10 protein-coding genes and 2 tRNA genes are annotated in these 13,819 nt (G+C 61.0%); all 12 read left to right on the top strand.

Going from position 1 to position 13,819, the window contains the following annotated elements:
• Nucleotides 1-27: 27 nt before the first annotated feature.
• The 12 genes from gnd to BLV49_RS05600 all read left to right on the top strand — a co-directional run bounded on the left by gnd (nt 28) and on the right by BLV49_RS05600 (nt 13,813).
• On the top strand, nt 28-918 hold the full coding sequence (gene gnd / locus BLV49_RS05655) for a phosphogluconate dehydrogenase (NAD(+)-dependent, decarboxylating) (RefSeq protein WP_091181120.1): 891 nt from the start codon (nt 28-30) through the stop codon (nt 916-918).
• A gap of 84 nt (nt 919-1,002) precedes the next feature.
• Nucleotides 1,003-2,166, top strand: a complete 1,164-nt coding sequence (gene recF / locus BLV49_RS05650; protein WP_091186825.1) for a DNA replication/repair protein RecF — start codon at nt 1,003-1,005, stop codon at nt 2,164-2,166.
• Nucleotides 2,159-2,650 (top strand): DciA family protein, encoded by a 492-nt coding sequence (locus tag BLV49_RS05645; protein WP_091181117.1) that lies wholly within the window; start codon nt 2,159-2,161, stop codon nt 2,648-2,650. The genes recF and BLV49_RS05645 overlap by 8 nt, the downstream gene beginning before the upstream one ends.
• A gap of 120 nt (nt 2,651-2,770) precedes the next feature.
• Complete coding sequence (gene gyrB / locus BLV49_RS05640) at nt 2,771-4,831, top strand: DNA topoisomerase (ATP-hydrolyzing) subunit B (RefSeq protein WP_091181112.1); 2,061 nt, start codon at nt 2,771-2,773, stop codon at nt 4,829-4,831.
• Between the two features lie 7 nt (nt 4,832-4,838).
• Nucleotides 4,839-7,433, top strand: coding sequence for a DNA gyrase subunit A (gene gyrA / locus BLV49_RS05635; protein WP_091181107.1), 2,595 nt, complete (start codon nt 4,839-4,841; stop codon nt 7,431-7,433).
• Nucleotides 7,434-7,435: 2 nt separating this feature from the next.
• Complete coding sequence (locus tag BLV49_RS05630) at nt 7,436-7,840, top strand: DUF3566 domain-containing protein (protein ID WP_091181103.1); 405 nt, start codon at nt 7,436-7,438, stop codon at nt 7,838-7,840.
• A gap of 74 nt (nt 7,841-7,914) precedes the next feature.
• A tRNA-Ile gene (locus tag BLV49_RS05625) sits at nt 7,915-7,988 on the top strand.
• 34 nt (nt 7,989-8,022) lie between these two features.
• Nucleotides 8,023-8,095 (top strand) — tRNA-Ala (locus BLV49_RS05620).
• Between the two features lie 1,228 nt (nt 8,096-9,323).
• On the top strand, nt 9,324-10,649 hold the full coding sequence (locus tag BLV49_RS16700; RefSeq protein WP_143033974.1) for a hypothetical protein: 1,326 nt from the start codon (nt 9,324-9,326) through the stop codon (nt 10,647-10,649).
• Nucleotides 10,646-11,971, top strand: coding sequence for a DNA adenine methylase (locus tag BLV49_RS05610; protein ID WP_281245315.1), 1,326 nt, complete (start codon nt 10,646-10,648; stop codon nt 11,969-11,971). The genes BLV49_RS16700 and BLV49_RS05610 overlap by 4 nt, the downstream gene beginning before the upstream one ends.
• Complete coding sequence (locus BLV49_RS05605) at nt 11,925-12,689, top strand: hypothetical protein (protein WP_143033973.1); 765 nt, start codon at nt 11,925-11,927, stop codon at nt 12,687-12,689. The genes BLV49_RS05610 and BLV49_RS05605 overlap by 47 nt, the downstream gene beginning before the upstream one ends.
• On the top strand, nt 12,689-13,813 hold the full coding sequence (locus tag BLV49_RS05600) for an AAA family ATPase (protein WP_091181089.1): 1,125 nt from the start codon (nt 12,689-12,691) through the stop codon (nt 13,811-13,813). Before BLV49_RS05605 ends, BLV49_RS05600 begins: the two co-directional genes overlap by 1 nt.
• Nucleotides 13,814-13,819: the final 6 nt, after the last annotated feature.

Below are 13,819 nucleotides of genomic sequence, written 5' to 3'. Positions count from 1 at the left end.
CCGGAGAACGAAGGGGAAGGTGGAAACATGCACATCGGCTTGATCGGCCTTGGCCGCATGGGAAGCAACATGCGCACGCGCTTGCGCAACGCCGGCATCGAGGTGACCGGCTACGACCGCAATCCCGACGTGAGCGATGTGGCGAGCGTCGACGAGATGATCGCGTCCCTTCCTTCCCCGCGCACGGTGTGGGTCATGGTTCCCGCCGGAAAGATCACCGACAGCGTGATCGAGGAGCTGAGTGAGAAGCTCGACGCCGGCGACCTCGTCATCGACGGTGGAAACAGCCGCTTCACCGACGACTTCACTCACAACGACCTGCTCTCGAAGAAGGGCATCGACTACATCGACGCCGGCGTATCCGGCGGAGTCTGGGGACTCGAGAACGGCTACGGCCTCATGGTCGGCGGTCCGAAGGAGCAAGTCGACCGCGTCATGCCGGTCTTCGATGCGCTGCGCCCCGAGGGTCCGCGGGACGAGGGCTTCGTGCACGCCGGCGAAGTCGGTGCGGGACACTACGCCAAGATGGTGCACAACGGCATCGAGTATGCGCTCATGCAGGCGTACGCCGAGGGCTTCGAGCTGCTCGAGAAGCGCAGCGATCTGCTCAAGGACGTTCCCGGCACGTTCAAGGCCTGGCAGCGCGGAACCGTCGTGCGCTCCTGGCTGCTCGAACTTCTCGTTCGCGCCCTCGACGAAGACGACGACCTCTCGGAGATCGAAGGCTACGTCGAAGATTCCGGCGAGGGGCGCTGGACCATCGAGGAGGCGATCGAGAACGCCGTTCCGGTGCCCACGATCTCGGCGTCGATCTTCGCCCGCTTCGTCTCGCGGCAGGACGACTCGCCCGCGATGAAGGCCGTCGCCGCGCTCCGCAACCAGTTCGGCGGCCACGCCGTGAAGAAGGCGGAAGACTAAGAAACCTCGACCGTGATCGCCGGATGCCGCAGCGGCATCCGGCGATCGTCGTCTGGGGCGGCCGTCCCGCCTACGATGGAACGTGTGATCGTCACGCACCTGAACCTCAGCGACTTCCGCAATTATGTGGGCGCCGATGTGGCTCTGCAGGGTGGTGCGAACCTGTTCATCGGCCGCAACGGGCAAGGCAAGACGAACCTCGTCGAATCGCTTGGCTACCTCTCCACGCTCGGCTCGCATCGCGTCTCAAGTGATAAGGCGCTCATCAGGGCGGGTCAGGATGCCGCGATCATCCGCGCCAGGCTGCATCACGCCGGCCGCGACCTGCTCGTCGAAGTGCAGATCAACCGCTCGGCGCCGAACCGGGCGCAAGTGAACCGCGGCGGAATCAAGCCGCGCGAGCTTCCCCGCTACTTCTCGAGCGTGCTGTTCGCACCCGAGGATCTCACGATCGTGCGCGGCGACCCCGGTGCGCGCCGCCGGTTTCTCGACGAACTTCTCGTGTTGCACACGCCGCGACTTTCGGGCGTTCTCGCCGACTACGACCGCACGCTTCGCCAGCGCAACACCCTGCTGAAGTCGGCGCGATCCTCGGGACTGCGCGAGAGCCAGCTCAGCACGCTCGAGGTGTGGGACGACAAGCTCGTCGCACTCGGCAGCGTCATCATCGACGAGCGAGTCGCGCTCGTGAACGCGCTGCGCCGCCCGCTCGTCGAGGCCTACGCCGCCGTCGTCGACGCCGACCACCGGCCGGGTCTCGAACCCGTGCTGTCCATAGCGGGGGCGGATGCCGAGGGCGACGACGATTCCGCAGATCGGAGCGCAGCGGTATCCGAGGGGGAGACCCGACCCACGGCCGACCGGTTCCGCGAGGCTCTCGTCGAACGGCGGCGCGCCGAATTCGACCGTGGACTCACTCTCGTGGGGCCGCATCGCGACGACGTGCGCCTCATGCTCAACGACCTGCCGGTCAAGGGCTACGCGAGCCATGGCGAATCGTGGTCGTTTGCGCTCGCTCTCAAACTCGCCTCCGCCCACCTGCTGCGGCAGGACTCGGCGCTCGGCGACCCCGTGCTGATCCTCGATGACGTGTTCGCCGAACTCGACAAAGGCCGGCGGTCGCGACTGGCCGAGGCGATTCGCGACTTCGAGCAAGTGCTCATCACGGCGGCCGTGCTCGAAGACATCCCCGAGGAGCTCACGGCGCACACCGTGCACATTCGCGCGGGGGAGATCGTCGATGCCTGAGGAGGAATTCGAGACCGAATCGTCCCGCGTGTATCACCGGCTCAAGGCGATGTTCGGCGGGCGCACCTCGGGAGCGCGTCGCGGCAAGCGACGCGACAGTGAGGGATCGAGTGTTCCGTTCGGATCCGGACGGGAGCCCAAGGGTCTCGGCGACGTGGTCAGCGCCCTCACCTCTCAATTGGGCTGGGACTCGCCGCTGGCCCAATCGGAGCTCATCCTGAAGTGGGATGAGATCGCCGGTGCGGACACCGCGGCGCACTCCGAACCGCTCGGCATCGAGCGAGGTGTGCTCACCGTGCGGTGCGAGTCCACGGCCTGGGCGACGCAATTGCGGCTCATGCGCGTGGAGATCATGAACCGCATCGCCGTGAGCTTCCCCGACGCGGGCATCGACAGCATCCGATTTCAGGGACCCAACGTCCCGTCATTCAAACGCGGTCCCAGATCGGTTCAGGGCCGCGGCGTGCGGGATACTTACGGATAACCAGACAAATCTGGTGGTTCTTGCTCTGAAAGGGGCTCAAACGGCCGTTCACGGCCTTTTACCCAGACTCGTTTGGTAGACTCAAATGTCGAATTCCCGACGGTTTGGAGTCCATTTTTCATGTCATCAGAACCGCAGAACGGCGCAGGCGACAACGAATACGGCGCAGATGCCATTCAGGTTCTCGAAGGACTCGAAGCCGTACGCAAGCGCCCTGGAATGTACATCGGATCCACGGGTCCCCGCGGACTGCACCACTTGGTGTCAGAGATCGTCGACAACTCCGTCGACGAGGCGCTTGCCGGTTATTGCGACACCATCCACGTGACGATCCTCGAGGATGGCGCCGTGCGCGTCGTCGACAACGGCCGCGGCATCCCCGTCGACATCCACGAGCGTGAGGGAATCTCGACCGTGCAGCTCGTGCTGACGGTCCTGCACGCCGGCGGAAAGTTCGGAGGCGGCGGGTACGCGGTGTCCGGTGGCCTTCACGGTGTCGGCAGCTCGGTCGTCAATGCGCTCTCGAGCCGGCTCGACGTCGAGGTCAAGCGACAGGGAAACGTCTACACGCAGACGTACCACGACGGCGTACCGGATGCTCCTCTTCACATGGGCGAGGAAACGGACGAGACGGGGACCACGATCACGTTCTGGCCCAACGCCGACATCTTCGAGACCGTCGAGTTCGACTACGACACCCTGCGGACGCGCTTCCAGCAGATGGCCTTCCTCAACAAGGGCCTCAAGATCACGCTCCGCGACGAGCGACCTGCTCACGAGCTCGACGAGCCCGACCCGAGCACGGGCGTTATGAACGTTGTGGACCCCGAGGCCGAGGGGGTCGACGTCAACACCGAGACGCCGGCCGAGCGCAAGATCCCGCACGAGATCTTCCTCTACGAACGCGGACTCGTCGACTACGTGACCTACCTCAACCGCGGCAAGCGCGGCGACATCGTGAACGAAGAGATCATCTCGTTCGAGAGCGAAGACCCAGAGCGCAAGATCGCCCTCGAGGTCGCGATGCAGTGGACGACCGCGTACACCGAGAGCGTGCACACCTACGCGAACACCATCAACACCCACGAGGGCGGAACCCACGAAGAGGGCTTCCGGGCTGCACTGACGACACTCGTGAACCGGTACGCCCGTGACAAGGGAATCCTGAAGGACAAGGACGACAACCTCTCGGGGGAGGACGTGCGCGAGGGCCTTACCGCCGTCGTGTCGGTGAAGCTCGGTGAGCCGCAGTTCGAGGGCCAGACGAAGACCAAGCTCGGCAACACCGAGGCGAAGGCGTTCGTGCAGAAGGTCGTCGGCGACCAGCTCGGCGACTGGTTCGACCGCAACCCCGTGCAGGCGAAGGAGATCATCCGCAAGGCGATCCAGGCCTCGACGGCTCGACTTGCGGCGCGGAAGGCGCGCGAGACGGCCCGGCGCAAGGGACTGCTTGAGGGCGGCGGCATGCCCGGCAAGCTCAAGGACTGCCAGTCGAAGGATCCGACGATCAGCGAGATCTTCCTCGTCGAGGGCGACTCCGCCGGCGGGTCGGCGACGCAGGGCCGCAATCCGAACACGCAGGCGATCCTCTCACTGCGCGGAAAGGTGCTCAATGTCGAGAAGGCGCGGCTCGATCGGGCTCTCGGCAACGCCGAGATCCAGGCGATGATCACGGCCTTCGGCACCGGGATCGGCGAGGACTTCGACGGCGACAAGGCCCGGTACCACAAGATCATCCTGATGGCCGACGCCGACGTCGACGGCCAGCACATCACCACGCTGCTGCTGACTCTGCTGTTCCGCTACATGCGGCCGCTCATCGAGATGGGGTACGTGTACCTCGCGCAGCCGCCGCTCTACCGCATCAAGTGGTCGAATGCTCCGCACGAGTACGTGTATTCGGATGCCGAGCGCGACGCGCTTCTGCGCGACGGCGCCGCTCAGGGCAAGCGCATCCCCAAGGACAACGCGATCCAGCGTTACAAGGGCCTTGGCGAGATGGACTACAAGGAGCTCTGGGAGACCACGATGGACCCCGAGACCCGGACACTGCTGCAGGTGACGCTCGACGATGCGGCAGCAGCTGACGAGATCTTCTCCATTCTGATGGGCGAGGACGTCGAGTCCCGCCGCAACTTCATCCAGAAGAACGCGAAGGACGTGCGATTCCTTGACATCTAACGACGACATGACCCCCGAGGACGAATCGGCGGACGGCGCCTCCTTCGGCATCCACGGCAAGATCGACCAGGTCGACCTGCAGCTGGAGATGCAGCGCTCGTATCTCGACTACGCCATGAGCGTGATCGTCGGGCGTGCGCTTCCGGAAGTCCGCGATGGCCTCAAGCCCGTTCACCGTCGCGTCATCTACGCCATGTTCGACGGCGGCTACCGTCCCGACAAGGCGTTCTCCAAGTGCGCTCGTGTCGTCGGCGACGTCATGGGAAACTTCCACCCGCACGGCGACTCGGCGATCTACGACACCCTCGTGCGCCTCGTGCAGCCGTGGAGCATGCGCTACCCGCTCGCACTCGGACAGGGAAACTTCGGTTCGCCCGGCAACGACGGCGCCGCGGCCCCGCGATACACCGAGACGAAGATGGCTCCGCTCGCGCTCGAGATGGTGCGCGACATCGACGAGGACACCGTCGACTTCCAGCCGAACTACGACGGTCGTACGCAAGAGCCGTCGATTCTGCCGGCCCGCTTCCCGAACCTGCTCGTCAACGGCTCGGTCGGCATCGCAGTCGGCATGGCGACGAACATTCCGCCGCACAACCTCCGGGAAGTTGCCGAGGGCGCCCTGTGGCACCTCGAACACCCCGAAGCTCCCCGTGAGGAACTGCTCGCCGCGCTCATGCAGCGGATCAAGGGACCGGACTTCCCGACCGGCGCGCAGATCCTCGGCACGAAAGGCATCCACGACGCGTACCGCACGGGTCGCGGATCGATCACCATGCGCGCGGTCGTCAACGTCGAGGAGATCCAGGGCCGCACCTGCCTCGTCGTCACAGAGCTGCCGTATCAGGTCAACCCCGACAACCTCGCGATCAAGATCGCGGACATGATCAAGGACGGCCGGCTCGCCGGCATCTCCGACATCCGCGACGAGACGTCAGGCCGCACCGGTCAGCGTCTCGTCATCGTGCTCAAGCGCGACGCCGTCGCCAAGGTCGTTCTCAACAACCTGTACAAGCACACGCAGCTGCAGGAGAACTTCGGCGCGAACATGCTCGCGATCGTGGACGGGGTGCCGCGCACTCTCGCCCTCGACGGGTTCATCACGGCCTGGGTCGCGCACCAGATCGAAGTCATCGTTCGACGCACGCAGTATCGCCTGCGCAAGGCCGAAGCCGACGCGCACATCCAGCGCGGCTACGTCAAGGCGCTCGACGCTCTCGACGAGGTCATCGCCCTCATCCGCCGCTCGCCCACGGTCGAGGAGGCCCGCGAAGGCTTGATTGGCCTGCTCGAGATCGACCAGCTCCAGGCGGACGCCATCCTCGCCATGCAGCTGCGCCGCCTCGCAGCTCTCGAGCGTCAGAAGATCATCGACCGGCTCGCCGAACTCGAACTCGAGATCGCGGACTACAAGGCGATCCTCGCCGACGAAGTGCGGCAGCGCACGATCATCTCTGACGAGCTGCGCGAGATCGTCGACCGCTACGGCGACGACCGCCGCACGGAGATCCTCTTCGGATACGACGGTGACATGTCCATCGAAGACCTCATCCCCGAAGAGGAGATGGTGATCTCGGTCACGCGCGGCGGCTACATCAAGCGCACGCGCAGCGACAACTACCGTTCGCAGCACCGCGGCGGCAAGGGCGTGAAGGGCGCGCAGCTGCGCGCCGACGACGTCGTCGAGCACTTCTTCGTCACAACGACGCACCACTGGCTCCTGTTCTTCACGAACAAGGGTCGCGTCTACCGCGCGAAGGCATACGAGGTGCAGGAAGCCGGTCGGGATGCCAAGGGGCAGCACGTCGCCAACCTTCTCGCCCTGCAGCCGGAAGAAGAGATCGCCCAGATCCTCGACATCCGCGACTACGAAGCGGCGGAGTACCTCGTTCTCGCCACCCGGTCCGGACTCGTCAAGAAGACGCGACTGAGCGAGTACGACACGAACCGGACCGGCGGCATCATCGCCATCAACCTGCGCGATGGCGACGAGCTCGTCTCGGCTCTTCTCGTGAACTCCCGCAACGACATCATGCTCGTCTCCAGGCACGGAATGTCGCTGAGGTTCTCGGCAACCGATGAGACACTGCGTCCGATGGGGCGTTCGACCTCGGGTGTGAAGGGAATGTCCTTCCGTGAAGGAGACGAACTTCTCTCGGCATCCTGGGTTCCCGAAGAGGGCGACTGGTTCATGTTCGTCACGACCGAGGGCGGGTACGCGAAGCGCACGAGCGTCGACCAGTACCGGCTCCAGGGCCGTGGCGGATTGGGCATCAAGGTCGCGAAGCTGAACGACGACCGCGGAAACCTCGCGGGTGCTCTCATCGTCGGCGAGGACGACGAGGTCTTGGTGGTTCTTGCCAGCGGCAAGGTGGTACGCTCTGCCGTGGCCGAGGTACCTGCGAAGGGCCGCGACACCATGGGTGTGGTCTTCGCGCGATTCGCGGAGAACGACCGCATTCTCGCCATTGCCAGGAACGGTGATCGTCATCTCGATGACGAGGAAGCGGAGCCAGGCGAAGCGGCCACTGATCTTGCACAAGCGGTAGACACGGGAGAGGCCGAGAGCGCCGCTCCCGAGGCTCCCGAACAGGAAGAGTAGTAATGACAAGCGTTGCCGACAAGCTGGCCAAGAAGTCAGCACGAAAGCCGTCAAGCAAGCAGGTGCGGCTGAAGCTCGTGTACGTGGACTTCTGGTCTGCGCTCAAGCTGTCGTTCTTGATCGCCATCGCGGTGGCGATCATCACGGTCGTGTTCTTCTTCCTGGTCTTCACGGTGCTCGAGGCGACCGGCGTGTTCAACCAGGTCTCGGACCTCTACAAAGAGGTCACGGGAGCGAAGGCAGGACTCGAGAGCATTCTCGGACTCGGTCGCATCATGGGCTTCGCGCTCGTGGTCGCCATCCTGAACCTCGTTGTCGTCACCGTGCTCGGCGCACTCGGCGCCGCGCTGTACAACTTGAGCGTGAAGGTCACGGGCGGTCTGCTCGTCGGCTTCACGAACAACTGACCGGCCGTTCCGCGGACGGTCGACCGATTGGGAAATCCCGGCTTTTTCGGGTAATCTCGAACTCGGTCAAAAACGGGGCTATAGCTCAGGCGGTTAGAGCGCTTCGCTGATAACGAAGAGGTCCCAGGTTCAAGTCCTGGTAGCCCCACTCACGGGATTCCCGTAAAATCCGTTTCACTCACGGGGCCTTAGCTCAATTGGTAGAGCGCCTGCTTTGCAAGCAGGAGGTCAGGGGTTCGATTCCCCTAGGCTCCACAATTCTGTTTGACTCCTTCTATCCATATGAAGACAGTGACGCTATCTGCTTACTCCCAGATCAAGCGGGATTTTCTAGCAATAGGTGGGTCGCTTTATGGTCTCGCACTAGACGATTAGATGCGTACACGCGGTAGCGGTTCGGTAGCTAAAAGGTAGTAATTCGTATTGGCTCAAGCGTGCCCCGTGTGCCCCGTCATCACCCGGATCGTTGGCACCGCTACCAGTCGGTGCGCCTTATGTGTGCCTTGCATTATCGAGAGATACGGGCCGCGACTCCAGTTGGTATCTCGCCATGTCTGTGTTCCACGAGGTGACCTCAACGGACTTGCTGACAAATGGCCCCAAGCTCGAGGACTAAGGCGCGACGAAATCCAATACGGCAAATCACCCTTAGGAGGTTTGCTGGCCAAGCGCGGTGAACCGTGGCACCGACCGTCAGTAATTGAGGAAGCCCTTCTTGACCATTCTCGCTACGTCAGCGGACCGGGGAAGTGTCTGCCGGGGTTGCGGTTAGCGCTCTCTGCATCGCGGTCAACTCCCCGATGCGAACGTATCCGATCGTCTGTGGCACCACACAAGGTGCGACCCACCCGTCCTTGAAACGGCGGAAGATGAATCCGACTTCGCGTCCTTGTTGGGAACTGCGTGCAATGACCCGATGTGTGATTTGAGTCGCCTCAGTGCTCTAGCGAGTACTGGTCCTATCGGCTTTCGATTTTCAGCTGGATGCGGCGGGCCAGCAGATACTCGTTAGTCGCGTTTCGCCACGTGATTCCGCAAATGCTGTCTTGGTTGGTCGTGGCTGGTTTGGGGTGGTTTCAGCGGAGCTACCCGGCGGGGCGCCGGCACGTCTGTCGAAGAGTGCACCACATCGAAAAACGTGGAACGAATATCGCGATCTACGATATAAAGGACGTATGACCGGAGAGGCAACGGACCTTAGAGCGTTGTCGGCTGTTGTCTGCGGCGCGAGGTATCGTCTAGAAATCTTGTGCGCGATCGCGGAAAAACGCACGTTCACGGCGACCGAGTTGCTTCGAGAGCTATGGCGTAGCGATGATCCACCTTCGCAGTCGACCGTTTCGGTAGAACTGAAGCGACTACGTGAGAACGGACTGATTCAACGGCAGGGTGGGAGCTCGACAGAGCGCTCAATCTATCTAGAGGCCGTCGACTCCCCGGTCTGGGACGCGGTTAAGAGCATGGTGGGAAGCAAATGAGAACGATGCAGCAGACAGAAGCATCTTCGTGGCGCCCCGTGCAGTTTTTGGGCAACAAGCTGCGCGTGCTTGATGAGGTCTCCAAGGTTGTGATCCGGGATCGTGAACCCGGTGCAACTGTCTGGGATGCGTTCTGCGGTTCGACAGTGGTGTCTCAACGTCTAGCGAGCCAAGGGATGCGAGTTCTGGCTACTGACAAGCTTGTGTGCAGCGTCACGTTCGCCCGCGCAATGTTGTCCATTGGGCGGGGCGAGAGAGCCGATGATCTCGACGCGCTTCGCGCGATCGGTTCGCTGCGGATGCCGGCTGACTATGAGCTGTGGGCGCCGTACGTAGAGGCTGAGGAAGTTGCTCTCACGCGTGGCTCTGCAGAAGATGCAATTGCTGTCAGTAGGGCGGTTCCCCTGCGATGGCGTGAGGCTTCCATGTCCCCTGCCTTCCGGAGTGTTTTTGACGAGGTTGACCGCGCATCGATGGATGGAGTCCACAGACCATTCGCCAGCATGACGTCAACATACGCGGGCACGTATTTTGGTGTAAAGCAGGCTATCGAGCTCGATCGGCTTGTGGGTGAAGTTATGCGTCTTTTTGCTCACGGCAAGATCCAGCGTTGGCAGGCTGATGCTGGCCTCACAGCGGTCGCCAGCGCCGCGTCAGCTGCGGTGTTCTCGGCCGGTAAGCATTTCGCCCAACCCATCAATGCAAACCAGCAGCTGACGCCGTTTCAGGCGCGTCGTCTTCTTCAGGATCGAAAGATTGATGTTTCCGAACTCTTCCTGGATGCGCTGAACCAAATTGAGCAGAGCGCGGAACGGAGCGGAACTCATAACGCGTTTGAGCTCGAAGCGGAACACCTCTCAAGTGATCTCCTTATCGAACACGACGTATCGACCGTGTATGCGGATCCTCCGTACACGGCGCAGCAGTATTCCCGGTTTTACCATGTTCTGGACACGCTCACTCTCGGCGTTCCGGCAAACCTGCAACGGAAGAATGGTCAGATTACTAAGGGTTTGTATCCGGTGGAACGATTTAAATCAGCGTTTTGTTCGCGGCGAGCGGCTCCGATTGCATTTCGGAATCTCGCTGAAAATGCCTACGATGCGTCGGCAAGACTAGTGATCAGCTATTCCGAGAGTGCGCCGGGATCAACAGGGAACAGCCGATCGATCAGTCTTGAAGAGCTGCTACAAACTGTGTCTGGGGTTTACGGTGCTTGCAACGTTGATGTGACTACGCTTGATATTCGATACCGACAGTTCAACCAATCATCCGCTGCATATGCATCGCGGGAAGATCCAGAAGTACTCGTTGTTGCGGAGCACCGTTGATTAGCCGATACCTAGGAAACAAGCAGTCCATCATGACTCCGCTTCTGGAAGCCATCGGCGCTCATGCACGTCCGGGCGATCACGTCGTCGACGCCTTCTCGGGAAGCCTCTCTGTCGCGATGGGGCTTAAGTCATCAGGCTATCGTGTAACTGCGAACGACATTAACCTTTTCTCGTCCGTACTGGCTGAGGCGTATCTCGTTCCGACCGCGCTCCCTGACTTTGATGCGTCACGAGGAATCGTCGAGAACCGCGTTGAATCGCTCAGTCGTGTGCGGCAGAGCGCTATCGAGTCTCTTCACCGCCCGGACTACGAAATGATTCTGAACGCCATCGACGAAAGACAGGTCGCTGCGTTGGCAAGTTTCATCGAGTTCCTGAATAGTTGTGATGATCTCGATCTGCCGGATAGCTATCGACGAACTGATTTCTATGACGCATATTGTGAGGCGGGCACCAATTCGCGGTTCGTAAGTTCACGTGGGCGGAGCGGGAACAGGCGATTCTTCAAGCCACAGAATGCTAGGCGAATCGATCGGATCCTCAATCATCTTCGATTTTGGAATCGCGAAGGGTTGATCCGTGATGCAACCCTCGCGATTCTACTGGCATCGACTCTCCGGGCTGTAGAGAAGGTGGCCAATACCCAAGGCACCTACCATGACTTTCCGCGATCGAATTGGGATTCACGCGCACTCAATCCATTGGTTCTTGAAATGCCTGATCTTCGCTACATATACGCGGGCGGCCCCCTTGACCATTACGCAGGGCGAGAGCAGGACACTCTAGAATTCATCTCGTCGGTGGATCATCATTCGGTCTTGTACTTGGATCCGCCTTACAATTTTCGGCAGTATTCTGCGTACTACTTCCTTCTCAATGTGATATGTCGATATGTCGAAATGGAAGATCCGAGTGCCTATTTCGGCAACCTCATGTTTGTGCGAGGGCAGAACCCTGATGACGACTTTGCGTCATCGTTCTGTAAGGCCTCTCGTTTTATTGAGGACATGCGTACGTTGATTCGTCGTGCGGACTGTGACACTGTCGTGATCAGTTACTTCAACGGCAAGAATCATTGGAGCAAGTTCGACAGTGGACCTGACAGCACTGGGCAGCTGCTTTTGGAACAGCTGCTCGCGGAGCCGATGTTCGAACAGGGCAGTCAGCGGACAGTGCTAGTTCCCCGGCGAAACTATGCGAGCTATGTCGGATACACCGCACGTGACGTGAGCGAACTCATTTTGTCGGCTCGGGTAGTGCAGGATAGGGAGGGTGACCCCACAGGAGCTGTTCGCCAGCCAGTACCGCAGATGGTTTGAATCCGTCTTTAGTCGTACTCGGGTGAGTCAAGGCGCTTCGCTTGATCCGTTCGCGACCTCACTCCGGCGAACCGGTGTCATGGTCGATCGTCTCGGCGAGATTCGTGCCACGGGTGTGCCAGGCGGCGATGCGAACCAGGTCGTAACGGATCTCTCGAGTGCCGGCCTAGTGGAGCGCAAGATCGGACCCACGGGCGCCGCAATTGCAGGTGAAGCCGATCTGAGCTCTCTTGGCGCTCGCCTGCTCGAGGAATGGGAATCACTCGGGATCGCGGAGACGACGGAACTCTATGAGCTCGCCAGGGCTGTCGCCCTTGTCCGGATCGGTGTTGAATCGGAACATGTCACGTATCTGAATTTCTATGATTTCTGGAACCAGCTGGTGAGTCTACAGCCCGCGGACTATTGGCTGCAGGACGGCTGGAGATTGTACGCACCGTCATATCTCAACCAAACAGACGACGCAGGGTTCAATCCGTTTTCTGTCATCTGCGTGTTACGGAAAGGCGACGTGTGGTCCCCGGACGCTTGGTTGGCATGGGCGGGCGCGGACCAGAAGCTGGCTCCCCACATCACCAAGTTTGTTGATCGGGTTCCAACTACTCGGCTCGCGGGCAGGCGGAACTTTTGTCGTGCGATGGAGATCTACAGGTTGCATGCCCTTGGATGCTCGCGCGCTCAACTTGAGTCGGTACTTATGAGTTGGAGAGAGAGCTAATGTCGCTTGAGATTGCCGATGAGGCCGCGCTCCGCGCCCTCGAGCGCCGCGCGGAATCGTTTGCGTGGACGCGGGATGTCGTGTCAGCTGCAGCCCCCCGCGTGCCGTTTGCAGAGCGTGTCGATGCGTTGGAGTCCGCTATGGATGACGCCGGTTTGCTCCTTGCGGACAGTTCCGCGCTGGCCAAACAACTTGTGACTGCGATTGAAGCCGGACACGTCGTTCTACAGGGCCCACCAGGAACAGGAAAAACAACGGTGGCACGGATCCTCGCTGAGGTCTACTCCGCGGATCTTCGGGTGACGACATCTACGGCAGACTGGAGCACCTACGACGTGATTGGCGGGTTGCGCCCAGTAGACGATGGGAGCTTCGCCCCAGCGCTTGGAGTCGTGTCCGAGGCAGTACTTGCCTGCGCAGAATCTGTGAACACGGGTGCGAAGAAGGCGACATGGCTCCTCATCGACGAATTTAACCGGGCGGATATCGATAAGGCCATTGGGCCGCTTTACACGGTACTTTCTTCGAACGCCCCGTCCCATCTGTTGGAAACTCCGCTAGAGCTTTGGTTTGAGCGATCAGGCAGAAAGGAGCTGTGGGTTCCGACGGCCTTTAGAATCATCGCAACGATGAATGATGTTGACGCGTCGTACGTCAACTCGCTCAGCCAAGGTCTTTCGCGGCGTTTTCAGTTCGTTTCTATCGGCGTTGCCGTTGACGAAACGGCGGTGATTGCAGAGAGCGAGGCGGCGCTCAGCATGGCTCGACAGAGGTGGTCTGAAGTGACGGGGCTATCCGCAGTGCCGGGAACACCTGCAATTGTAACGGTCTTGGCGAATGTTCTTCATGCGGTGCGTAATCCCGGAGGGAAAGTCCAGTGGCCCTTGGGCACCGCGCAGATCGTCGATGTCTGGTTCTCCCTGCTTGTACAGAGCGACGGGGACCTCTCAGCGGTGGACCTCGAGGCGCTCGATATCTGCTTTGCGGACACGGTTACTCACCAGGCCAGCAACCTGAGCTTGAATGCTTTGAAGGAGATGGCGGATGTGCTTCGTGATTATGAGCTAAGTGCATCTGAGCGCGCGGTTCGACATCTTGCGGATGCGTCCAGCACACGATTCTGAGCGCGA

Origin of the sequence: Paramicrobacterium humi (assembly GCF_900105715.1) — a bacterium.
Taxonomy (GTDB): domain Bacteria; phylum Actinomycetota; class Actinomycetes; order Actinomycetales; family Microbacteriaceae; genus Paramicrobacterium; species Paramicrobacterium humi.
The sequence above is the reverse complement of the archived record's forward strand: the minus strand, read 5'-3'. Positions and strand labels throughout refer to the sequence as shown.

Excerpts from the sequence above, each read along its gene's own strand:
- gyrA (WP_091181107.1), top strand. The coding sequence starts at position 4,839 with ATGACCCCCGAGGACGAATCGGCGGACGGCGCCTCCTTCGGCATCCAC.
- BLV49_RS05630 (WP_091181103.1), top strand. The coding sequence starts at position 7,436 with ATGACAAGCGTTGCCGACAAGCTGGCCAAGAAGTCAGCACGAAAGCCG.
- gyrB (WP_091181112.1), top strand. The coding sequence starts at position 2,771 with ATGTCATCAGAACCGCAGAACGGCGCAGGCGACAACGAATACGGCGCA.
- BLV49_RS16700 (WP_143033974.1), top strand. The coding sequence starts at position 9,324 with ATGCAGCAGACAGAAGCATCTTCGTGGCGCCCCGTGCAGTTTTTGGGC.
- gnd (WP_091181120.1), top strand. The coding sequence starts at position 28 with ATGCACATCGGCTTGATCGGCCTTGGCCGCATGGGAAGCAACATGCGC.
- BLV49_RS05645 (WP_091181117.1), top strand. The coding sequence starts at position 2,159 with ATGCCTGAGGAGGAATTCGAGACCGAATCGTCCCGCGTGTATCACCGG.
- BLV49_RS05600 (WP_091181089.1), top strand. The coding sequence starts at position 12,689 with ATGTCGCTTGAGATTGCCGATGAGGCCGCGCTCCGCGCCCTCGAGCGC.